This window comes from Lonepinella sp. MS14436 (genome assembly GCF_042470565.1).
Classification (GTDB): domain Bacteria; phylum Pseudomonadota; class Gammaproteobacteria; order Enterobacterales; family Pasteurellaceae; genus Lonepinella.
Map to the genome: position 1 here is coordinate 1,043,776 of NZ_CP170385.1, position 24,155 is coordinate 1,067,930.

General features: G+C 37.5%; 20 protein-coding genes. 11 read left to right on the top strand and 9 right to left on the bottom strand.

The window, feature by feature from the left end:
- The first annotated feature begins 6 nt into the window (after positions 1-6).
- From infB to truB, 3 genes are all read left to right on the top strand, one after another.
- The gene (infB, locus tag O1Q81_RS05020) at positions 7-2,490 is read left to right on the top strand and encodes a translation initiation factor IF-2 (protein WP_386698537.1); all 2,484 of its coding nucleotides are present in this window, start codon (positions 7-9) and stop codon (positions 2,488-2,490) included.
- 229 nt (positions 2,491-2,719) lie between these two features.
- Positions 2,720-3,103 carry a 30S ribosome-binding factor RbfA gene (gene rbfA / locus O1Q81_RS05025; RefSeq protein ID WP_386693480.1) on the top strand — a complete coding sequence of 128 codons (384 nt, stop codon included), beginning with the start codon at positions 2,720-2,722 and terminating at the stop codon, positions 3,101-3,103.
- Positions 3,103-4,020, top strand: coding sequence for a tRNA pseudouridine(55) synthase TruB (gene truB, locus O1Q81_RS05030; RefSeq protein ID WP_386698539.1), 918 nt, complete (start codon positions 3,103-3,105; stop codon positions 4,018-4,020). Before rbfA ends, truB begins: the two co-directional genes overlap by 1 nt.
- Positions 4,021-4,065: 45 nt before the next feature.
- Here the strand turns inward: truB and tyrS are convergent, their stop codons facing one another.
- Positions 4,066-5,256 (bottom strand): tyrosine--tRNA ligase, encoded by a 1,191-nt coding sequence (tyrS, locus tag O1Q81_RS05035; RefSeq protein WP_386698540.1) that lies wholly within the window; start codon positions 5,254-5,256, stop codon positions 4,066-4,068.
- Between the two features lie 136 nt (positions 5,257-5,392).
- Between tyrS and O1Q81_RS05040 the strand changes: the two genes are divergently transcribed.
- The 5 genes from O1Q81_RS05040 to aroG all read left to right on the top strand — a co-directional run bounded on the left by O1Q81_RS05040 (position 5,393) and on the right by aroG (position 11,146).
- Entirely contained in the window at positions 5,393-6,334 is a 942-nt protein-coding gene (locus O1Q81_RS05040; RefSeq protein WP_386698542.1) for a 2-hydroxyacid dehydrogenase, read from the top strand.
- Complete coding sequence (locus O1Q81_RS05045) at positions 6,334-7,539, top strand: lipoprotein-releasing ABC transporter permease subunit (protein WP_386698544.1); 1,206 nt, start codon at positions 6,334-6,336, stop codon at positions 7,537-7,539. The genes O1Q81_RS05040 and O1Q81_RS05045 overlap by 1 nt, the downstream gene beginning before the upstream one ends.
- Positions 7,540-8,039: 500 nt before the next feature.
- The gene (gene lolD / locus O1Q81_RS05050) at positions 8,040-8,723 is read left to right on the top strand and encodes a lipoprotein-releasing ABC transporter ATP-binding protein LolD (RefSeq protein ID WP_386698546.1); all 684 of its coding nucleotides are present in this window, start codon (positions 8,040-8,042) and stop codon (positions 8,721-8,723) included.
- 3 nt (positions 8,724-8,726) lie between these two features.
- A complete protein-coding gene (lolE, locus tag O1Q81_RS05055; protein WP_386698548.1) occupies positions 8,727-9,965 on the top strand; it encodes a lipoprotein-releasing ABC transporter permease subunit LolE in 1,239 nt (412 codons plus the stop codon).
- A gap of 101 nt (positions 9,966-10,066) precedes the next feature.
- On the top strand, positions 10,067-11,146 hold the full coding sequence (gene aroG / locus O1Q81_RS05060; RefSeq protein WP_386698550.1) for a 3-deoxy-7-phosphoheptulonate synthase AroG: 1,080 nt from the start codon (positions 10,067-10,069) through the stop codon (positions 11,144-11,146).
- 66 nt (positions 11,147-11,212) lie between these two features.
- Here the strand turns inward: aroG and wbaP are convergent, their stop codons facing one another.
- The 8 genes from wbaP to O1Q81_RS05100 form a co-directional block, all read right to left on the bottom strand.
- Positions 11,213-12,625: an undecaprenyl-phosphate galactose phosphotransferase WbaP gene (wbaP, locus tag O1Q81_RS05065; protein WP_386698552.1), complete on the bottom strand. Its 1,413-nt coding sequence runs from the start codon at positions 12,623-12,625 to the stop codon at positions 11,213-11,215.
- A gap of 13 nt (positions 12,626-12,638) precedes the next feature.
- A complete protein-coding gene (locus O1Q81_RS05070) occupies positions 12,639-13,400 on the bottom strand; it encodes a DUF4422 domain-containing protein (RefSeq protein WP_386693498.1) in 762 nt (253 codons plus the stop codon).
- A 16-nt stretch (positions 13,401-13,416) separates the two neighbouring features.
- The gene (locus O1Q81_RS05075) at positions 13,417-14,337 is read right to left on the bottom strand and encodes a glycosyltransferase family 2 protein (RefSeq protein WP_386693500.1); all 921 of its coding nucleotides are present in this window, start codon (positions 14,335-14,337) and stop codon (positions 13,417-13,419) included.
- A complete protein-coding gene (gene glf, locus O1Q81_RS05080; protein ID WP_386698554.1) occupies positions 14,337-15,488 on the bottom strand; it encodes a UDP-galactopyranose mutase in 1,152 nt (383 codons plus the stop codon). Before glf ends, O1Q81_RS05075 begins: the two co-directional genes overlap by 1 nt.
- A 170-nt stretch (positions 15,489-15,658) precedes the next feature.
- Positions 15,659-16,729, bottom strand: a complete 1,071-nt coding sequence (locus O1Q81_RS05085; protein ID WP_386693503.1) for a glycosyltransferase family 2 protein — start codon at positions 16,727-16,729, stop codon at positions 15,659-15,661.
- A 16-nt stretch (positions 16,730-16,745) separates the two neighbouring features.
- Positions 16,746-17,780: an acyltransferase family protein gene (locus tag O1Q81_RS05090; RefSeq protein ID WP_386693504.1), complete on the bottom strand. Its 1,035-nt coding sequence runs from the start codon at positions 17,778-17,780 to the stop codon at positions 16,746-16,748.
- 143 nt (positions 17,781-17,923) lie between these two features.
- Complete coding sequence (locus O1Q81_RS05095) at positions 17,924-18,622, bottom strand: ABC transporter ATP-binding protein (RefSeq protein ID WP_386693506.1); 699 nt, start codon at positions 18,620-18,622, stop codon at positions 17,924-17,926.
- 8 nt (positions 18,623-18,630) lie between these two features.
- Entirely contained in the window at positions 18,631-19,410 is a 780-nt protein-coding gene (locus O1Q81_RS05100) for an ABC transporter permease (RefSeq protein ID WP_386693508.1), read from the bottom strand.
- Between the two features lie 384 nt (positions 19,411-19,794).
- Here O1Q81_RS05100 and O1Q81_RS05105 point away from each other — a divergent pair, with 384 nt between their 5' ends.
- The 3 genes from O1Q81_RS05105 to pgi all read left to right on the top strand — a co-directional run bounded on the left by O1Q81_RS05105 (position 19,795) and on the right by pgi (position 24,046).
- A complete protein-coding gene (locus O1Q81_RS05105; protein WP_386690101.1) occupies positions 19,795-21,189 on the top strand; it encodes a replicative DNA helicase in 1,395 nt (464 codons plus the stop codon).
- Positions 21,190-21,216: 27 nt separating this feature from the next.
- On the top strand, positions 21,217-22,293 hold the full coding sequence (gene alr / locus O1Q81_RS05110) for an alanine racemase (protein ID WP_386693510.1): 1,077 nt from the start codon (positions 21,217-21,219) through the stop codon (positions 22,291-22,293).
- A gap of 103 nt (positions 22,294-22,396) precedes the next feature.
- Positions 22,397-24,046, top strand: coding sequence for a glucose-6-phosphate isomerase (gene pgi / locus O1Q81_RS05115; protein ID WP_386698556.1), 1,650 nt, complete (start codon positions 22,397-22,399; stop codon positions 24,044-24,046).
- Positions 24,047-24,155: the final 109 nt, after the last annotated feature.

Sequence of the window (24,155 nt, forward strand, 5' to 3'; positions counted from 1 at the left end):
GATATTATGACTGATAAATTAGAAAATGAAGCACCGAAAAAATTGAGCTTACAACGCCGTACTAAAACAACTGTGAGTACGACTACGCCAACAGGTAAAGCCAAAGCAGTACAGGTTGAAGTTCGTAAATCACGTAAAATTGATACTGAAGCAGCTAAAAAAGCGGCGGAACAAGCTAGATTAAAAGCGAAACAAGAAGCAGAAGTTAAAGAAGCCAGTGACAAAGTCAAAAAAGAACGAGAAATGAAATCTGAATTAGTTAAAGCAAAAGTTGAAGCTAAAGCTAAACCAGAAAAAAGTGCGGTGCAAAAAACACTCGATCCTGAAAAAGAAAAACGTCGTGCGGAAGAAGCGGAATTACGTCGTAAAGCAGAAGAATTAGCACGTCAGAAAGCAGAAGAGCAAGCTCGTAAAGCAGCAGAAGAAGCAAGACGTTATGCTGAACGTGAAGATAATCATCATGAAACGAGCAGTGCAGAGGATTTTGCGGATTATCATTTAACTTCAAGTTATGCCCGTGATGCAGAAGATGAGGTTTCACGCCGTAATGAAGGTCGTGGACGTGGTGGTAAAAATAAAGTTGTCAAAGCCAAAAAAGGTGGACGTGATGATGAAAAGGGCAATAAAAATGAACGCCAATCAGATCGTCGTAACCAAAAAGATGTAAAAGGCAAAGGTAAACAGGGTAAAAAAGGTAGTTCAATTCAACAAGCCTTTACTAAACCTGCTGTCGCAGTTAACCGTGATGTGGTGATCGGTGAAACTATTACGGTTGCTGAATTAGCCAACAAAATGGCGATTAAAGCCTCAGAAATCATTAAAACCATGATGAAAATGGGCGAAATGGTGACGATTAACCAAGTGATCGACCAAGAAACTGCTCAATTAGTGGCAGAAGAATTAGGTCACAAAGTGATTTTACGTAAAGAAAATGAGCTAGAAGAATCAGTATTGGGAGATCGTGATACGCAGGCGGAAAAAGTCAATCGTGCTCCAGTGGTAACGATTATGGGTCACGTTGACCACGGTAAAACCTCTTTACTTGACTACATTCGTAAAGCCAAAGTGGCAGCAGGTGAAGCGGGTGGTATTACTCAACATATTGGTGCATATCATGTTGAAACCAAAGGTAAAGTGATTACTTTCTTGGATACTCCAGGACATGCAGCATTTACTTCTATGCGCGCTCGTGGTGCGAAAGCAACGGATATCGTGGTATTAGTGGTGGCGGCAGATGATGGTGTGATGCCACAAACTATTGAGGCGATTCAACATGCGAGAGCAGCAGGTGTACCGATCGTGGTAGCCGTGAACAAAATCGATAAGCCAGAAGCTAATCCAGATCGTGTAGAGCAAGAATTATTGCAATACGAAGTGGTAGCAGAAAAATTTGGTGGTGATGTGCAGTTTGTGCATGTTTCAGCGAAAAAAGGGTTTGGGGTCGATGAACTGCTTGATGCGATTTTATTACAATCCGAAGTGCTTGAATTAACTGCTGTGAAAGACGGTATGGCAAGCGGGGTGGTGATTGAGTCTTATCTTGATAAAGGTCGTGGTCCAGTAGCAACTATTTTAGTGCAATCAGGTACATTAAACCGTGGTGATATTGTACTTTGTGGTTTTGAATATGGTCGCGTGCGAGCAATGCGTGATGAAGATGGCAAGGAAATCGATAGTGCAGGTCCATCAATTCCTGTGGAAGTGTTAGGACTTTCTGGCGTGCCAGCGGCAGGGGACGAAGCGACAGTAGTGCGTGATGAGAAGAAAGCCCGTGAAGTGGCATTATATCGTCAAGGCAAATTCCGTGATGTGAAACTTGCTCGTCAGCAAAAAGCGAAACTGGAAAATATGTTTAGCAATATGGCAGAAGGTGATGTAGCAGAATTGAATGTTATTGTGAAAGCCGATGTACAGGGTTCTGTGGAAGCTATCGTGCAATCCTTACAAGAACTTTCAACGGACGAAGTGAAAGTGAAAGTGGTGGGATCAGGTGTAGGTGGTATCACTGAAACTGATGCGACCTTAGCCGCTGCATCTAATGCGATTATGGTCGGCTTTAACGTACGTGCCGATGCCTCTGCTCGCCGAATTATTGAAAGTGAAAATATTGATTTACGTTATTATTCTATTATTTATGAATTGCTAAACGAAATCAAAGCGGCAATGAGCGGTATGTTACAACCTGAATTTAAACAAGAAATTATCGGTTTGGCTGAAGTACGTGATGTGTTCCGTCACCCTAAATTCGGGGCGATTGCAGGTTGTATGGTGACCGAGGGTGTAGTAAAACGTAACAACCCAATTCGTGTGTTGCGTGATAACGTAGTGATTTTTGAAGGCGAATTAGAATCTCTCCGCCGTTTCAAAGATGACGTAAGTGAAGTGCGTAATGGTATGGAATGTGGTATCGGCGTGAAAAACTACAACGATGTCAAAGTCGGCGACCAAATCGAAGTATTTGAAGTGGTTGAAGTGAAACGTACGATTTAATAAATGTTAGCCCCCCTCAGGGCTTTGCCCAGCTCCCCCCGCAATGCAGGGGGAGCGAAATTTACAAATTCTATGTAAAATTATAAAGATTTTGTTCCCCTGCTTACGGGAGCGTCTGCTACAGAAGAGAATGTGATATTCACGTTTTCTTCACTCCCCCTGTTTACGGGGGGAGCTTGTCCGCAGGACTGAGGGGGGCTTTTATTCCTAATAATATAAAGAGAAAACAATGAGTAAAGATTTCAAACGTTCTGACCGAGTCGCACAAGAATTACAAAAAGAAGTGGCAATTATCTTGCAACGGGAAGTAAAAGATCCTCGTATTGGTATGGTAACGGTATCCGATGTTGAGGTATCCCGAGATTTAGCCTATGCCAAAATCTTTGTGACATTCTTATTTGATCACGATGAATCCGCTATTGAACAGGGTATGAAAGGTTTAGAAAAAGCTGCTCCGTATATTCGCTCGTTAGTTGGTAAAGCGATGCGATTACGCATTGTGCCAGAGTTACGCTTTGTTTACGATCAGTCTTTGGTGGAAGGTATGCGTATGTCAAACTTAGTGACAGACGTTATTCGCAAAGATCAAGAACGACACATAGAGGAAAACTAATGTCTCGACCACGTAAAAAAGGTAGAGATATTCACGGCGTATTTTTACTGGATAAACCGCAAGGTATGTCGTCTAACGATATTTTGCAGAAAGTAAAACGCTTATATCAAGCCAATAAAGCTGGGCATACGGGAGCATTAGACCCATTGGCAACAGGCATGTTGCCAATTTGTTTAGGCGAAGCCACTAAATTTAGTCAGTTTTTGCTTGATGCGGATAAACGCTATCTTGTCACGGCAAAATTGGGTGAACGCACTGACACCTCTGATGCAGAAGGTCAAATTGTACAAACTCGAGAAGTGCGGTCAAAAATACCCGAGATTTTAACCGCACTTGAGCATTTTCGTGGCGATTTAATGCAAGTACCTACCATGTTTTCAGCCTTAAAACATCAGGGTAAACCCTTGTATGAATATGCCCGACAAGGTATCACCGTAGAACGTGAAGCACGTCCGATTCGTATTTTTGAACTGAATTTTATTTCCTACCAAGCTCCGTATTTAACCCTTGAAGTGCATTGTTCTAAAGGCACCTATATTCGTACCTTGGTGGACGATTTAGGCGAATATTTAGGCTGTGGAGCGCATGTCACCATGCTACGCCGTACTGCTGTGGCGGATTATCCTACAGACAAAATGCTCAGTTGGGAACAGTTACAAGTATTAGGCGAACAACAAGATTTGACTTTACTGGATAGCTATTTGTTACCCGTAGATAGTGCGGTTTCAAAACTTCCTATACTCAGGTTAAGCGTTGAACAAACCAACGCCGTCAGCTTTGGGCAACGGGTGAAATTTGAAAATAGCCAACAATGTTACGGTCAAGTGCGGTTATTTTCTGATGAGAATTTGTTTTTAGGTGTGGCAGAAATCGGTAAAGATAATGTGATAAGACCGAGTCGAATGGTGAATTGGTAAGATAAGAATAGAACAGGGGCATCGTGAAATGCCCCTTTTTTATCTTTATTTGATGGTCACTCTAGCAAATTTACGTTTACCCACCTGATAAACTGCTGTTGTACCAGTTTTGATGATTTGTTTCACATCATTTACGGCTTCACCGTTGATTTTCACACCACCTTGTTGAGCTGCACGAATAGCTTCGGATGTGGACGGCACTAATCCCGCTTCTTTTAATAAATTAGCTAACCCAATTTCGCTCTCAAAAGTAAATTCAGGCATTTCATCGGGCATTGCCCCTTTTTGGAAACGGTTGATAAATTCTTGTTCTGCTGCATCGGCTGCCGCTTGATCGTGGAAACGAGCGATGATTTCTTTGGCTAACAAAATTTTCACATCACGTGGATTTTTGCCATTTTCCACATCGGCTTTTAACTGAGCAATTTCCGTTAATGGACGGAATGACAGCAAGTTATACCAATCCCACATCAGTTCATCAGAAATAGACATCACTTTACCGAACATATCATTTGGTGCATCTGCCACGCCGATATAATTGCCTAGCGATTTTGACATTTTTTTCTCGCCATCTAAACCAACCAATAATGGCAAGGTAATTGCCACTTGCGGTTTTTGTCCACGGGCTTTTTGCAGTTCGCGACCGATTAATAGATTGAACGTTTGGTCGGTTCCGCCTAATTCTACATCTGATTCTAAATGAACAGAATCGTAGCCTTGTAATAACGGATAAATAAATTCGTGAATAGCAATAGATTGTTGATTAGCAAAACGTTTTTTGAAATCATCACGTTCTAGCATACGAGCTACGGTATAGTTAGAAGCTAAACGAATCATGCCCTCGGTGCCAAGCTGTCCCAACCATTCAGAGTTAAACACAATTTGAGTTTTTTGTGGATCGAGAATTTTGAAAATTTGTTGTTTATAGGTTTCCGCATTACGTAACACATCTTCACGTGTTAGCGGTGGGCGAGTGGTATTTTTACCTGATGGATCGCCTACCATACCTGTAAAATCCCCGATTAAAAACTGCACTTGATGTCCTAATTCTTGGAATTGGCGTAATTTATTTAGCACCACCGTATGACCTAAATGAATGTCAGGTGCGGTTGGGTCAGCCCCGAGTTTCACACGCAACGGGCGGTTTTCTTTGAGTTTTTCGATTAAATCTTGTTCTGAAAAAATTTGATCAATGCCGCGTTTTAGTTCTGCGAGAACCGTATTCAAGTCTGTCATTTTGATTCCTAATTTGAACTTTAAAATAAAGCCTACATTATAGGCAAATTCAAATAAAGATAAAGCCTAGAATGATTTTTTTTCTGTTTTTTGTTATGCTAGTCATCATTTCGTCACATCAATAAAGGAGTATTCTATGAAAATCGTCTTTCTTGACAGTACAGCATTACCAAAACACATTCCGATTCCACGCCCAAATTTTGATCATCAATGGGTTGAATTTGAATATACATCAGCGGATCAGGTGCTTGAACATGCTCAAGATGCAGATATTGTGATTACTAGTAAGGTTGTGTTTAATCGTGAGAATATGCGTCAATTACCTAAATTAAAATTAATTGCTCTCACTGCCACAGGCACAAACAATATCGATTTAGTCGCCGCTAAAGAGCTTGGTATTAGCGTGAAAAATGTTACAGGCTATTCTTCTGTTACGGTACCTGAGCATGTATTAGGCTTTATTTTCAGTTTAAAACATAGTTTACATTTATGGTATCGTGATCAGTTACAAGGCAAGTGGGCGGAAAGCAAACAATTTTGTTATTTTGATTACCCCGTGACGGATGTAAAAGGCTCTACTTTAGGTATATTCGGTAAAGGTTGTTTAGGTACAGAAGTAGGACGTTTAGCCACGGCTTTGGGCATGAACGTACTTTATGCCGAACATAAAAATGCCACCCAATGCCGTGCTGGTTATACGCCATTTTATGAGGTATTGGCTCAAGCAGATATTTTAACCTTGCATTGCCCCTTAACACCAGACACCCAAAATTTAATTAACGCAGAAACCTTAGCCCATTGTAAAAAGGGGGCATTGTTGATTAATACGGGGCGTGGACCTTTAATTGATGAGCAAGCGGTAGTCGATGCGTTAAAAAGTGGGCAATTAGCAGGGGCAGCACTTGATGTATTAGGCAAAGAACCACCAGCCAAAGATAATCCGCTAATTGTGGCAGCTCAAACCTTACCAAATTTGATTATTACACCACATATAGCTTGGGCATCAGATCAAGCAGTAACCATTTTAGCGGATAAAGTGCGGTTAAATTTAGAAGAATTTGTGAGAACGGGAAAATAATGAATTTAGGCATTTCAGCGTTTATTGCCTTACGTTACTGGCGAGCCAAAAGTGCGGATCGTTTTGGGCGATTAGTGACTAACCTTGCCAGTAGCGGCATTGTACTTGGTGTGATGGCGTTGATTATTGTTTTATCGGTAATGAACGGGTTAGAACAGCATCAAAAACGCCAAGTTTTATCGAGCTTACCGCATGCGATTGTGATGAAGAAAGACGGTTATTTTGATACTAAACAATTCCAGTCGGAATTGCCTGATTTGAGCCAATTTCAACAGATTAATCACGCTACTCTGATTAATCGCACTAACGCAATTTACCAAACTACTCAAGGTGTAAGTGCTGGACAAGTGATTGGCGTGAACAATCCAACGGACGATCATCTGTTAAGCTATCTTAAACAAGCTGAACTGGATAATTTATTGCCAACGGGTGAATTTAAGTTAATTATCGGTTCGCAATTAGCCCAAAAATTAAACGTGCAACTGGGCGATAAAATCCGCCTAATGCTTACAGAAAATAGTCAATATACGCCTTTAGGACGTGTACCGATGCAGCGATTATTTACCGTGAGTGAGATTTATCCTGCTAGTAATGAAGTATCAGGTTATGAAACTTTTGCGAACTTAGCGGATATTGGGCGTTTAATGCGAATTAAACCTGAAAATGCACAAGGCGTACGATTATTTCTGCAAGATCCTTTTCAAATCACTGAACTTACCCAAATTTTCCCCGAAGATCAATGGCAAATTGATGATTGGCGAAGTCAAAAAGGCGAATTTTTTCAAGCGGTACGCATGGAAAAAAACATGATGGGCTTGTTAATTAGCTTAATCATCGTGGTGGCGGTGAGCAATATTATTACCTCATTGAGTTTAATGGTGGTGGATAAACAGGGTGAAATTGCGATTTTACAAACCCAAGGTTTAACTAAAAAACAAGTGCGGTGGATTTTTATTCTACAAGGTTTTTTTGTGGGATTGGTGGGAACCTTGATCGGTGCCGTGTTAGGCGTGTTGATCACCCTGTATTTAGGCGATATTGTTAATGCTATTAACCCTGTGGGTATTTATTTACCGACCGAGATTAATCTGTGGCAAATTGCGGTGATTGTGGTGTTTTCGTTGGGATTGTCGTTGGTGTCAACGGTTTATCCGGCGTATCGGGCGAGTAAAGTTGAGCCTGCGGAAGCATTGCGGTATGAGTAGATCTTTACTTTTCTTTGCTTGTGCAAAGAAAAGTAACAAAAGAAACACACCCCGACTTCACCGCTTTTCTTTGCTTATTTGGTATTTTCTTAACGCTAAATTTTGAACTCGCTTCGCTCAGACATGCAAAATTTAGCTAAAAATACCAAAACGCAAAGGCGGTTCAGACGGGGACCTAGATTGGATTGAGCGTGGTAAAAGTGCGGTTGAAAAATGAAAAGATTTAAAAATTTACAGATGAAGTAAAATAATGCTCTGACAAAATGGGGTCCCCATGTTTGCCGCCTGAAAATGTTTTAATTTGTAGGAAAATGGCGTCTGTCTGAGCGTAGCGAGTTCAGCCATTTTACGTTAAGCAAATTAAAACATTTTCAGGAAACAAGGCAAACTTGGGGTGTGCTTTCTTTTTGCTTACTTTTGCTTTGCACAAGCAAAGAAAAAGTAAGTCGCCCATCGGGCGAAATACGATTTTAATAAACCAATAATTTAAAGAATATAAAATGAACAATAAAACATTATTAACCTGCAAAAACATCACCAAACACTACCACGATGGCGAAACCAAAACCCAAGTCCTCAATGACATCAATTTCGCCCTCAACGAAAAAGAATTGGTCGCCATTGTCGGCTCATCAGGTTCGGGCAAAAGTACCCTATTACACATCCTCGGCGGACTGGATCAACCGACCACAGGCGAAGTGTTTATCAAAGGGCAATCGCTACAAAAAGCAAGTAGCGATGAATTAGCCAAATTACGTAATCAATATCTCGGTTTTGTGTATCAATTTCATCATTTAATGGCGGATTTCACCGCACTTGAAAACGTGATGATGCCAATGTTAATCGGCAATCAAAACAAAACCGAAGCCAAAGATCGGGCGGAAAAGATCTTAAAATCTGTTGGACTTTCGCACCGCATTTCTCACAAACCGTCAGCCTTATCAGGCGGTGAACGTCAGCGTGTGGCGATTGCAAGGGCGTTAGTCAATAATCCAGCGTTGGTATTGGCGGACGAACCAACAGGGAATTTAGATCGTGCTACCACCGAAAGTATTTTTGAGTTAATTCAACGACTTAATCAAGAACAAGGTATTGCCTTTTTATTGGTCACGCACGATTTGCATTTGGCGGAAAAATTACAACGTCGCATGATTATGCAAGACGGCGTATTGCGAGCGGAGTAGGCGATGAATACCGCATTCTTAATTAGTTGGCGTTACCAACGAGCCAAGCAAAAAAATCATTTGGTTTCCCTGATTGCCTTTTTCTCTACACTCGGTATTGCATTGGGCGTGGCAGTATTGATCGTGGGATTGAGTGCCATGAATGGGTTTGAGCGAGAACTGAATAACCGTATTTTAGCCGTCGTTCCTCATGCTGAAATTATATCGGCGGAAAATCAGCCCATAACTGACAAACAACAATTAGTCAGCACCTTGCAACAAGTACCCAATATTCAAGGCGTATCGCCTTTTGTCAGTTTTACTGCTTTAGTGGAAAATGGGGCAAAAATGAAAGTGGTGCAAGTGAAAGGCGTGGACAAAACAGCACAAGATACGGTCAGCCGACTAGGGGATTTTGTTCTCGATCAAGCGTGGCAATCGTTCTCTCATCATTCAGGCTTAGTATTAGGCTACGGCATTGCCAAAGAGTTAGAGGTACAAACAGGCGATTGGGTAACGTTGCTGATTTCGCAAAATAATGGTGAAGACATGGCACAACCAAGTCGTGAGCGGATTCAGGTGTCGGGAATTTTACGTTTAGACGGTCAACTTGATCATAGTTATGCCCTCATGCCGTTAGCCCAAGCACAACAATATTTAGACTACAATGCCAATCAAATTTCAGGTGTCGATCTGAAAGTGGTGGATCCGTTTAACATGAATAGCTTGGATTTTTCTGCGTTAAACAGCTATCCACAATTACTCAATTTACAAACTTGGGTGAGCAAATTCGGCTATATGTACCGTGATATTCAACTGATCCGTACCATCATGTATATTGCCATGGTGCTAGTGATTGGGGTAGCCTGCTTTAATATTATTTCCACGCTGATTATGGCGGTGAAAGACAAAGCGGGCGATATTGCGATTATGCGAACATTGGGGGCAAACAACGCCTTTATTAAACGCATTTTTGTTTGGTATGGCTTACAAGCAGGCATGAAAGGCTGTTTAATCGGCATTGTGTTAGGGGTATTTTTAGCCTTAAATTTAACCGCACTTATTCAAGGTTTAGAAAGCCTGATTGGACGAAAATTATTATCTGACGGCATTTACTTTGTGGATTTCTTACCAACAGAATTACATTGGCAAGATGTGCTATTCGTGTTGGTTTCTGCATTATTATTGAGTTTATTGGCAAGTCTTTACCCAGCCAATCGAGCTGCAAAATTACAACCTGCTCAAGTATTAAGCAGTTATTAAAATAATTGCATTGTACTAGTTTACTAGTGCAGAAATTGATGCTACATTAACAGCATGTTTACACGGAAAGTGTTTTATTGATTTTATGAGAGTGATGAATTATGGTAAAAAGTAAAAATGAAATTCGTATTGCGAATGACGATACCCGTATTGGTAAAATTGAACAATTATTGCCCCCAGTCGCATTATTAGAAAAATATCCAGCCAGCGATGTAGCGATTAAAACGGTAAAAGCGGCACGCCTTGAAGCACATAATATTATTCATGGTACAGATGATCGTTTATTAGTCGTGATTGGTCCTTGTTCGATTCATGATCCAAAAGCGGCAATGGAATATGCGAACCGATTAAAACCATTACGTGATAAATACAAAGACGCATTACAAATTATTATGCGTGTGTATTTTGAAAAACCTCGTACTACCGTGGGTTGGAAAGGGTTGATTAACGATCCGTATTTAAACGACAGTTATGCGTTAAATGACGGTTTACGTATAGCACGTAAATTATTAGCCGATATTAATGATTTAGGCTTGCCGACTGCAGGTGAATTTTTAGATATGATCACGCCTCAATATGTGGCGGATTTAATGAGTTGGGGAGCGATTGGTGCAAGAACCACCGAATCACAAGTTCACCGTGAATTAGCCTCAGGACTTTCTTGCCCTGTGGGCTTTAAAAATGCTACCAACGGCGGTGTAAAAATTGCCCTTGATGCTATTGGTGCGGCGGAAGCCCAGCACTATTTCTTATCTGTAACAAAATTTGGACATTCCGCCATCGTTTCTACCAAAGGTAATCAGGATTGCCACATTATCTTACGTGGTGGCGATAAAGCCACCAATTATGACGCAGAAAGCATTGCCAAAGTCTGTGCCGATATTGAAAAAACAGGACATATTGGTCACGTTATGGTCGATTTCAGCCATGCCAATAGCAGCAAGCAATTTAAACGTCAAATGGACGTATGCCAATCTATCAGCAACCAATTAGCCCAAGGTTCAAAACAAATTTTTGGTGTGATGGTAGAAAGCCACTTAGTCGAAGGTCGTCAAGATTTAGTCCCGAATAAACCACTCACTTACGGACAAAGTATCACTGATGCTTGTATCGGTTGGGAAGACACTGAAATCTTGTTGCAACAGCTTGCAGAGGCGGTTGAGGAAAGAAGAAAAGGGTAATTTATTCAGTGAGATAGAAGTAGTGCGGTGGAAAAAATAATAGTTTTTTTCACCGCACTTTTTTGTTTAATAGGCACCATGTCTTTTCAAAACAACATTCACTGTCTTAAGTAAAATAACTATATCATTCCACAATGACCAATTTTTGACGTACCAAGAATCAAAGTAGATTCTTTTTTCATAATCAATATCATTGCGTCCACTGATTTGCCATAAACCTGTCATACCTGGTTTTGCCATAAAATAATAATCAACATTATTTTGATAATATACCAATTCATCTTCAACAATTGGGCGAGGACCAACAAGGCTCATATTGCCTTTTAGTACGTTAAATAATTGGGGGAGTTCATCTAAACTATATTGACGCAAGAATTTTCCAATTTTGGTAATTCTTGGATCGTTTTTTAGTTTAAAATCTTTTTCCCATTCTGCTTTTATTTCGCTATTGGTGTTTAATAAGGATGTTAGTACTTCTTCTGAGTTAACCACCATAGAACGGAATTTATAACAACTAAATTTTTGTCCGTTTTGTCCTATTCGTTTATGTTTATAAATTGCGTTGCCCCCATCTAATTTTATGATTAATGCAAGTAATAAAGCAAAAGGTGAAAGCGTGACAATTAAAATCGATGATAAAATAATATCCATTGTGCGTTTTACTATTCTTGATGAATGTTTGGCAAGATTGTTGTTAATGCGTAACAAAAGGACATCATAACTAAATAAAAAAGAAATATCGGTGCTATATAATGGTAGTCCACGCAAACTTGGAATCACCGAAACATAACGGTAACGGTGTTTAGATAATGTTCTAATCCAAAAATCGAGTTCCTCTGATTCCTGTTCTTCTAAGGCAATAATCACTTGTTCTAATTTAGTGGGGGCAATATTGAGTAAAAAGAGATCAGTGGCAACATAAATAGGTATATTGATATCATCTAATTCAGGTGAATAGTGTTCGGAAACTAAAAATCCTTTGAGATTAAATCCTAAATAAGATTCAGATTTTAATGCGTTATACGCATCAATAGCATTTTGTCCAGCACCGATAATAAAGGTATCCTTGATATACCATTGAGTATAAATAAGGTATTTTTTGATTAAGAAACGACATAATGGTACGAGAGTAAAGGATATAAACCAAGTGCCCAGCCATAAACCGCGAGAGAAATCCAATTTAGAAAAAGCCAAAATAGCCAATTCTATAATAGCAAAAATAAAAATAGTACGTAGAATTTCTTTTAATTCAAACCAAAATGGTTTACGGTAGGTATAATGACGTAAGCGTAGCCAATACCAAATTATTGCACAGAAGGTAATGCAAAAATGTGTTTGAAAAAATTCAGCTACATAATTATTTTCAAAAAAATCACTTCTAACATAATGATTATAAGCTAATGACAACAACGCGGCAGAAAAAAGTGAAATAAAATCCACCATTGCTAGAATATATTTGCACAATATCTGCTTATTCATCGTTATTCCTTCTTTAATTTATTTTTCTCAATAAGAATTTAAATGCTTTTTTAAGCATATTTTCAGGTTCAATGTGGGCAATTGGCAATGAAACAGTGTTAATTTCATTCTTATCCAGCCAAATATTAAACAATCTTTCAGCAATAAAGCCAAACACTCGCTGTTGATAAGCAGAATAGTCATTTATATCAATACGTTTTTCTAGGTCAAATAAAATATCAAATAACCAAATGCAATATTGTTCTACTAAATCACTGCGCATAATAAACATATTGTATAAATGCAACGTGCAACCATTAATAACTTTACGACAACTTTCCATGTAATCAGGATAGCGTTCTTTAATTATTTCTAATGCCACATCGAGATCTTGAATATGATGTGCATGTTTATAATGTGAATAAATACTCTCAATATAATAATTACGTTTTTTACCTAGAATGCCATCATGTTTTTCTAATTGCGATAAGATTTCTTGACGAGACATTATCGACTTGCCTTTAAGGTGAACACCTTGCCCTTTAAAATAACGGCGATAATGATTTAACCCGACATATTCATACTGCTGAAATAATCCATTCTTCCACGCCCAAAAAAGTGCTGTTAATTCGCAAAATGTTTTATTTTTTTGTGAAATATTATCACCAGTCTCATCACCTTGAAAGGATAATTTCTGCTCACTTAAGATTTTCCCGACTTGAATAGGAAAATAAACATTATCATCGGGTAAAGCATAATCTTTATGGGTAGCAACGAGTACTAAAAGCTCTTTCACTAGCAATTTTCCCCTGTTATTTCAAGTAACCGATATGTTGTGTGAAATTTTTTGTCAAGCCATGATAAAGTCCACGCAAAGCGGTCTTTAATCTGGATCTATTGGGTTTGGTAAATAAATAAAACCACATCACCTTAATACAATATAACCCAGTAATGAGATAACCTTTATATTCAAGCAAATTGCGAATATTATTTCGACACATGCAATATAACTTTAATGCCGATTCCGTATCATTAAATTTTAATAAATTAAAAAACATTGGCGTGCCGAGCGTTTTTTCTCGCGGATGATAAAATGTTGCATTGGTTACGGTAAAAATCTTAAAGCCAAATTTTGCCGCTCTCCATGTGTATTCCATATCATCACCCCAAATAAAATATTCTTTTTTAGGTAACCCGATTTGCTCAACAAGATGACGAGAAAATAAAATGCCATTAAATGGCATCACAATGTTTGGAATTATGCCATTTTTTGTCTGTTTTTCCACATCTGAAATCGTGCTTAAAACCGTTTTACGTCTTGGTAAACGAAGTGTAAACGTCAATAATTGCGGTTCATCAATATCAAGCACTAAAGGACCAATATAAATATCATCTGAGAGATATTGACATAAGCCACTCAAACAATGCTCAGTAGGCATGCCGTCATCATCCATCAACCAAATATAATCAAATTTTTGTTGATAGGCAAACTCAATCCCCGTATAAAATCCACCAGCGCCACCTAAATTTTCAGTCAAATTTAGTAAGGTAAAATTCTCATTATTAGTCCAATTATGTTCAATGAGAAAATCCTCTGTGCCATCTTGGCTTGCATTATTCACCACGACAATATGAGCGAGTGTATAGCTTTGTTTTTTTAACGCATTTAAACAAGCTAATAATTGCTGTTTTCGATTATATGTTACTACCACAGCACAGATAGATTTATTCATTACACATCCATATCCACATAAAACGGCGTTAAAGTCCCATTATTGGCTAATGTTTCTTTAATTTTATCCGCTGCTTCTAAGGCTTCTTTAATGGTTACGTCCATATCTAAATAACGATATGTGCCTAAACGACCAACAAAGGTGACTTGTGTTTCTTTATTGGCTTTTTCCACATATTTTTTCAATAAGTCTTTGTCTTTGACTAAACGAATTGGATAATATGGAATATCGTTTTCTTCACATAAACGACTAAATTCACGATAACAAATAGTTTTTTCGTGCTGTTCCCATGGTGCAAAATGTTTATGTTCGGAAATTCGAGTATATGGCACTTCTTCATCACCATAGTTTATTACTGCATTGCCTTGAAAATCACCTTCATCACGGAATGCTTCAAAATCAAGGGTACGATAACCTAAACGCCCTAATTCAAAACCAAAGTAAGCATCAAGTGGACCAGACCAGAAAATATGATCGAATTCTGTTTTCATACTTTCAGAGAACGGCGTATTTAATTTCACGGTAATATTTTCGTGTTTCAAAATATTTGCCACAATTTCTGTATAACCGTCTTTCGGCATCCCTTGGAATTTATGAGCGAAATAATTATCATCATAATTAAAACGCACTGGCAAGCGTTTTAAAATGCTTGCAGGCAATTCTTTTGGCTCAACGCCCCATTGTTTTTTGGTGTAGCCATAGAAGAATGCTTTGTATAAATCTTTCCCTACAAAACGCATAGCCTGCTCTTCAAAGGTTTGCGGCTCTTGAATAGAAAGATCCGCTTGACTTTCAATTAAGGCTTTCGCTTCTTTAGGTGAACAAGTTTTACCAAAAAATTGGTTAATGGTATGCAAGTTAATTGGCAAGGAATACACCGCGCCTTGGCTAATGGTTTTCACTCGATTCACAAACGGTTTCCATTCGCCAAATTGATTCACATAGTTCCACACTCGCTCGTTGTCGGTATGGAAAATATGTGGTCCATAAATGTGCACCATAACATTCGTTTCTTGATCGCGTTCACTGTGGCAGTTACCTGCCACATGGTTACGTTGATCAATCACAGTTACTTGGTAGCCTTGTTCGGCTAATTCACGGGCGATAACGGCATTGGAGAAACCTGCGCCGACTAATAAAAAATTTTTCATTCTCTCATACACTTAATCTTTACCAATGCGAATTGAAAAATTATTAAGATGATTATATTGATATCATCGAAACTATTGAAATTTATAATAAGCTTAGCATTTTTATCTTCAATAGGAGATTTTTATAGTGATAATGTAATGCTATAGTAGAAATCATACTCACAATAAAATTATGTTTTATAAATAAATTGTCTTATCTTATTTAACCAACAATAAATTCGGTTAAATTTGTACTTCATTGAATGAGCCAAATGAAATGCTTTTTCATAGTTATAGAACATATGAAATTTTCTCCAGTTTTTAGGGTCTATTTTTTTCATTTCCAATTTTAATCTATCCATTGGAATAAGGTTGCTAGAATTAAAATTACCAATAAATTCATCATATAATCTTGCAGTATCTAATTCCTTATTCGACAAAGTGTCACCACACACCCAAGTAAAAATATAAGCTGCAGTTAAAGAATGGCTAACTTTTATTTTTTCCAAATCATCCAACGATAAACTATTTTTAAAAAACTCTGTATTTCTAGCCAATGAACTTGAAAAATCTCGTATATTTTTGTAATTTTTAACTTTCATTATACTACCATCTCGCTGTCTATAATTTATAACAGCTAAAGGGTAATAATAAACATTTTTACATTCATAAGCCAATAATGGAACTGTTGATACATCTTCATAGTTCTGCCCTACAGGAAATGGATGTTTTATAACAATATCTCTTTTAAAAATATGTCTCCAAGCATAAAACTGTCTTGATTCATAAACTGCATTAATAATATTATAACTTCCCGAAATTAACTTTTTCGCGTCTAAGGAATAAGTGCAATTTTTATGAAAATCTTTTTTACTCCAATACCAATTGTAATCAACAATCAGACAGTCAGTCTCAGTGTCTTTTAATACATTGAATACGTGTTGCAATGAATTTCTAGTAAGGAGATCATCACCATCTAAAAACAAAATATAATCGGATGTTGCGGATTGTACACCATTGTTTCTTGCAGCAGATAACCCCTGATTTTCTTGATTGATGATGATCAACTTAGGATAGTTTTTCTGTAACTGGTTAAGTAAGTATCGTGTTCCATCTGTTGAGCCATCATTGACAATGATGACTTCGAGATTGATATCATCTTCTATATTTTTCTGATTATAGATAGATAAAACCGTTTCTTCTAAATATTCAGAAACATTGTAGGCTGGTATAACAATACTTAGACTAATATTTTTTTTCATTAGTTTATCCTATTAATTAAAATTGATTCTTTATAACCCTATATATTGGCTTGCTAACATACGTATACAAAAAACATCCCAAGAATATTGCCACTATATTAGTTATCAATAAGTAAATATAGTTCTCATTGTACGAAAACTTGTAAGCCACTTTCGAAAACCAAACATGCGTCAAATAAATTGTATAGCTAGCCCCTCCCAAAAAAACAAAAAAACTGCTTTTATTCAAATGAATTTTGATAGACAAGGATATATATAGAATAATTATGGAAAAAAATACAAAATTATACTCGATATCAAATAATTCTCTAGAAATAAACAAAACAAACAGTAAAAACACTATTATTGCACTAGGAACTAAATTTGTTCTAAAACTTAAAGGTTTTAGATAAAATATAATACACCCTAAAGAAAAAGATAATGAATGAAAGTCAGAGATTACATAAGGAATATAAACCCAATCATATCTTTCTATTTTAAAATTAGCATGTAACAAATAATGTAACACAAAAAAAAGTACAGTTAACACAACAGATATCTTAATCTTATCTTTTATAAAAAAGATACATAATGCAAAGACTATATAAAAGTACATTTCATAGACTAAACTCCACGCAACACTTAATAACATTGCAAAATTTTCACTGTTAAATAATGGTGGAATTAACGTAAGTGTAGAAAACCACTCTATGAATGAGCTTGGTTCAAAATTAATATCAATTAACAACCCATTGCTTATTTTATAATATATATATGCAAATAAAGTCCACAATATATATTCTGGATATATCCTTAGCACTCTTTCCTTCAAAAAAGTCAATGCGCCTTTATCTTTTCTATTTATAGATAAAGTTAACACATATCCACTTAACGCAAAGAAAAAACAAACAGCGAAATCACCAATCTTTGATATAGGTTTTGAGCCTAAAAATGAATAGTGATGTGCTATTAAAGGGTTAATCAATAAGTGATGAAATACTACAAGTATTGCTGCAACCCCTCGACCAATTTCTAAAGTAAAATTCAGCCTAGCTCCAGAATCCGTATTCATAAAACCATTTTCCATCTCAACCTATCAATGCATAGTCGTTGCTTAGATTCAAAAATGCACTCTAGTAATCCCAACACTTTTATTTAACCTTTTCAAAACATATGGTTATTATCATTGTTTTATCCGTTGCTCACCATTGTAATTTAGCCTGAAACAATCACTCCATGCTCCAAATGAATGTGATTATTACAAACTCGTTTAGCCAATTCATAATCATGTGTCGCCATTACTAAAATCCCTGCGCGATCCACAAATTCATTTAAGCGTTTTTCAGCCTTAGCACGGAAATTTTCATCGCCCGTACTCATCCATTCGTCCATCAACAAAATTTCTGGATTGATTACGGTTGAAATGGAAAATGCTAAACGTAACACCATACCGCTGGAATAGGTGCGCACAGGCATGTTAATGAAATCACCCAGTTCACTAAATTCAACAATTTCATCGACTAATTTGGCTGTTTCTTTCGGCTTTAGACCTAAAAATAAACCACGCAAGGTAATATTTTCTAAACCTGATGCTTCCCCATCCATACCGAGCATAGAATCTAAAAGACTTGTGATTTTGCCTTGAATTTCAATTTTTCCTGATGTCGGCGCATAAACGCCTGACAATACACGCAATAAGGTCGTTTTACCCGAACCATTATGTCCAATAAGAGCAACGCGATCACCTTGTTTAATATCCAAATTGATGTTTTTTAATGCTTCAATTTCAGTGATTTTGTTATTTTGAATAATTTTTCCACCTGTTGCAGCGTTCAGCAATGTCTGCTTAAAAGAGCGTTGCTTAGCATCATAAATTGGAAATCTAACTGAAACATCATTTAACTTAATATGCATATCCAATCCTATAACCAATAGGTAATGCGATTTTTCGTTTTCGCATATACAAATAGTGAAAATACGGCGAGTACTGCTAAGCTTATTAGTCCAGTTATCCATTGGTGAACATCTGGTGTTAAACCAAGTAATGGTTTTCGGACTAAATCAAGGTACGTTGCAAAAATATTCCAATCCACTAATGCTCGACGTTCTTCAGGGAGCTGTTCCATTCGCCAAATAATCGGTGTAATAAAAAACAATAATGACATAATGCTAATGAGCATTTGTGCCATATCTCGATAACGCCCACAAAAAATAGAAACTAATAACGTAATAAAAAATAAGTTTGCTACCACTAATAAAAACGCAGGAAAAAACCATAAAATATCTAATGTTATTGGTTTCCAAAGCAACAGCATAATGATTGGATAAAGAGCGAAATTGTGCAAAAACACAATAAGCTGACGATAAATTATTCTTAATACAAATACTGGTGCAGGCACATAGGATTGCTTCATATAATGCGCAGACTCTGCGAAAGTGTAGGCCGATTCATTGATGCACGTTGAAAACATTGCCCAAAAAATCAAGCCCAAAGCAAGATGTGGGATAAAATCTGAGGGATCAAAATTAAACAATGACCCATACAAAGGTCCCATTGCTCCAACTGTGACCGCCATACTAATGGTAATCCATAATGGTCCAAGAGTTGAACGGCGATAACGCCCAAGAATGTCATACCAAGCAAGAGTACGCCATAGATGGTGATTACTTATAGATAATTTAAAATCAGATAATATACTCATTTTATTCTTTATTCCGTTGAAAATGTATTAGCTAATACTACAGATCATCGTTAACTTTACAATAATTACCACTAATTAAATGTGGGATAATACACCTTAATTAAGTTTTTGTAAATCACATAAGCCAATTGGACGGGCGTTTATCATAAAATGAGAAATACCTAAATATATTAAACCGCCACGTAACTGATTAAAGTACCAAGTATTCCTAATTTATTGTTAGATGATGGAGTATTAAGGGTGACAAAGGAATAATTCTCCAAATTTTTCTATTTTTCCAACTCAATAAAAAATTCAAAAATTTATACCGCACTTTTCCCTTAAAAATAATGGTAATTTGGTATATCATATAAAACAGATATTTATAATATTGAGATAGATTTTATGGCTAAGAAACCAACGCCCGTGCGTGAGCAACCATTAGACCAAGCGAATATTCCGCCGCATTCTATTGAAGCAGAGCAAGCTGTGTTAGGTGCGGTAATGTTGAATAATCAGCATTGGGAGAATGTGATTGAACGTGTGGTGGCGGATGATTTTTATACTGCGGCACATCGTTTGATTTTTCGTGAAATGGAAAAACTGGCTCGTCAGAATATTCCGATTGATTTGATTACCTTGGATAAAAGTTTAAAAGATAAAGGTGTGATTGATGAAGTGGGGGGCTTCGCCTATTTAGCGGAATTGTCTAAAAATACACCTAGTGTGGCAAATATTAATGCTTATGCTGAAATCGTACGAGAAAAAGCGATTTTGCGTGAATTAATTGGTGTAAGCAATAATATTGCACAGTTAGCTTATACTCCAAAGGGGAAAGATGTTAAGGATATTTTAGATCAGGCGGAACGAGAAGTTTTTCAAATTGCGGAAAAACGTACATCAGAAAAAGAAGGTCCTGAAAATGTGCTGTCTATTTTAGGTCGTACTATTGATCGTATTGAAATGTTAAAAGCTATGGATAACCACGGCTTAACAGGCGTATCTACAGGATTTATTGATTTAGATAGAATGACATCAGGATTACAGGCTTCTGATTTGATTATTGTTGCGGCACGTCCGTCTATGGGGAAGACAACATTCGCCATGAATATTTGTGAGAGTGTGGCATTAGCAAGTGAAAAACCTGTGTTGGTTTTCAGTTTAGAGATGCCAGCAGAAACCATTATGATGCGTTCTTTGGCATCCTTATCAAGAGTAAATCTGAAATCAATTATGACAGGGAAAATTGAATTGGATCATGATTGGGCGAATATTTCTGCAACTATGGGACTTTTTACCAAAAAACCGAACATGTATATTGATGATTCGGCAGGCTTAACTCCGACTGAATTACGTTCTCGTGCCAGACGTATGTATCGTGAAAATGGCGGTTTGAGCTTAATTATGGTGGATTATTTACAATTAATGCGTGCCCCAGGGTTTGATAATAATCGAACCTTAGAAATTGCTGAAATTTCTCGTTCTCTTAAAGCATTAGCTAAAGAATTAGAAGTACCCGTCATGGCATTAGCACAGCTTAATCGTACTTTGGAAAGTCGTCCAAATAAACGGCCATTGAATTCAGATTTACGTGAATCTGGTTCTATTGAGCAAGATGCAGATTTGATTATGTTTATTTATCGTGATGAAGTATATAATAAAGATGATCCAGACAATCACAATAAGGCAGAGATTATTATTGGTAAACATCGTAATGGTCCAATAGGGCGTATTCCGTTGACTTTTCAGGGGCAATATTCGCGTTTTGATAATGCAGGATATCAATTAGATGATGAATAATAACTGCCGAAACAATAAGAAGAAAAAATGAAACCAGCAACCGTAAAAATTAGTTCAGTCGCACTGAAACATAATATTCAAAAAATTAAGCAAAAAGCACCGCACAGTAAAGTCATTGCAGTGGTAAAAGCGAACGCTTATGGACATGGTGTTGAATTTGTTGCCCAAGCTGTAGAAGAAACCGTAGATGGCTTTGGTGTAGCTCGCTTGGAAGAAGCCTTAACCTTACGTTCTAATGGTATTATTAAACCAATTTTATTATTAGAAGGTTTTTTTTCCGCTACGGATTTGCCGATTATTGCGGTGAATAATATTCAAACGGTGGTACATAGTCAGCAACAATTAGCCGCCTTGCAGCAAGCAAATTTGCCAAATCCAATTAAAGTCTGGTTAAAAATTGATACAGGTATGCACCGCCTTGGTGTGCATCTGAATGAAGTAGATTATTATTATAATGAATTACAACAATGTGCTAGTGTGCAACCAGAAATCGGTTTTGTCAGTCATTTTAGCCGAGCTGACGAGTTAGACTGTGGTTATACTGAATTACAATTACAGCGTTTTTTACAAGCCACGCAAAATAAACAAGGTGAACGTAGTATTGCAGCTTCTGGCGGTATTTTATTTTGGCAACAATCACATTTAGACTGGATTCGCCCTGGGATTATTATGTATGGTGTTTCACCAACCAATACCCCAGCAGAAATTTACGGTTTAAAACCTGTGATGACCTTAACATCTTCATTGATTGCAGTGCGAACCCATCAAGCGGGTGAACCTGTCGGCTATGGTGGTATTTGGGTGAGTGAGAAAGACACCAAAATCGGTGTGATAGCGATTGGTTATGGTGATGGTTATCCGCGTAATATTCCAGTGGGAACCCCAGTATTTATTAACGGTCGCCGAGTGCCAATTGTGGGACGTGTTTCCATGGATATGGTGACGGTGGATCTTGGTGCAGATTGTCAAGATCAAGTAGGTGACGAAGTGATTTTATGGGGACGTGAATTACCGATTGAAGAAATCGCCAGCATAACAGGTATATTAAGCTATGAATTAATGACCAAACTCACGCCACGAGTGTTAACAGAATATGTCGATTAAATTAGTTTGTAAAATGAGCATGTAAAAAACGAAAAATTTTGTTATTTTTAACCGCAGTTTTATGATTCAACAGGGTATATCCCTATAAATAAAAGGAAATACAATGAAAAACATTAATCCAACCTCCACAGCTGCGTGGAAAGCCTTAGAGCAGCACAAAGCGACCTTTGCTAAAACCACCATTCAACAACTTTTTGCACAAGAGCCAAACCGCTTTGCAGATTATTCATTAACGTTTAACCATGAAATCTTAGTGGATTATTCTAAAAACAATATTAATCAAGATACCTTGAAATTATTACGTCAATTAGCGCAAGAATGTTCGCTTGCAACGGCGATTGAAGCGATGTTTACGGGTGAGAAAATTAACCGTACCGAAGATCGTGCCGTATTGCACACCGCTTTGCGTAACCGTTCAAACCAACCTGTTTTGGTGGACGGCAAAGATGTCATGCCAGATGTCAACGAAGTCCTTGCTAAAATGAAAGGTTTCTGCCAACGTGTCATTTCAGGTGAATGGAAAGGTTATACTGGCAAAGCCATTACGGATGTGGTGAATATCGGGATCGGCGGTTCAGATCTTGGTCCTTATATGGTCACGGAAGCGTTACGCCCGTATAAAAATCATTTAACTATGCACTTTGTGTCTAACGTGGACGGCACGCATATTGCAGAAACTTTGAAAAAAGTGAACCCAGAAACCACACTTTTCTTAATAGCCTCTAAAACATTCACTACCCAAGAAACCATGACCAATGCAGGATCGGCTCGTGACTGGTTCTTGGCTCAAGCTAAAGATGAAAAACACATTGCAAAACATTTCGCCGCACTTTCTACCAATGCAACAGATGTAGCGAAATTTGGTATTGACACTGACAATATGTTTGGCTTCTGGGACTGGGTTGGTGGTCGTTATTCCTTATGGTCAGCGATCGGTTTATCTATTGCTTTATCGATTGGTTTTGAAAACTTTGAAGCCTTATTATCGGGCGCTCATGAAATGGATAAACATTTCCGCACTGCCCCGATTGAGCAAAATATCCCTACCACATTAGCTTTAGTCGGCTTGTGGAATACCAGTTTCTTAGGCGCACAAACCGAAGCGATTTTACCTTACGACCAATATTTACACCGTTTTGCAGCTTATTTCCAACAAGGCAATATGGAATCCAATGGTAAGTATGTCGGACGTGATGGCAAAGAGATCACCAATTACCAAACTGGACCGATTATTTGGGGTGAACCAGGTACCAATGGTCAACATGCGTTCTATCAATTAATTCATCAAGGCACCAGTTTAATTCCTTGTGATTTTATTGCACCTGCCCAAACCCATAATCCATTAGCGGATCACCATGAGAAATTACTCTCTAACTTCTTTGCACAAACAGAAGCACTTGCTTTTGGTAAAACTAAACAAGAAGTAGAAGCAGAATTTGTCAAGGCAGGTAAGAATTTGGACGATGTGAAAGACATCGTGCCATTTAAAGTATTTACAGGTAACAAACCAACTAACTCAATTTTAGTACAAAAAATCACACCGTTCACCTTAGGGGCTTTAATTGCGATGTATGAACACAAAATTTTCGTACAGGGTGTTATTTTTAATATTTTCAGCTTCGATCAATGGGGTGTTGAGTTAGGTAAACAGCTAGCAAATCGCATTTTACCTGAATTAAAAGATAGTGAAAAAGTAGTAAGTCATGATAGTTCAACTAATGGATTGATTAATCAGTTTAAAGCATGGCGATAGTTTCCACCATTATAAGCCAGTCAGTCAGTTGACTGGCTTTATTTTTTTGTTAAAAATCACCGCACTTTGTAGATTATATGTTAAGATCTGGCGAATAATTTTAATAAAT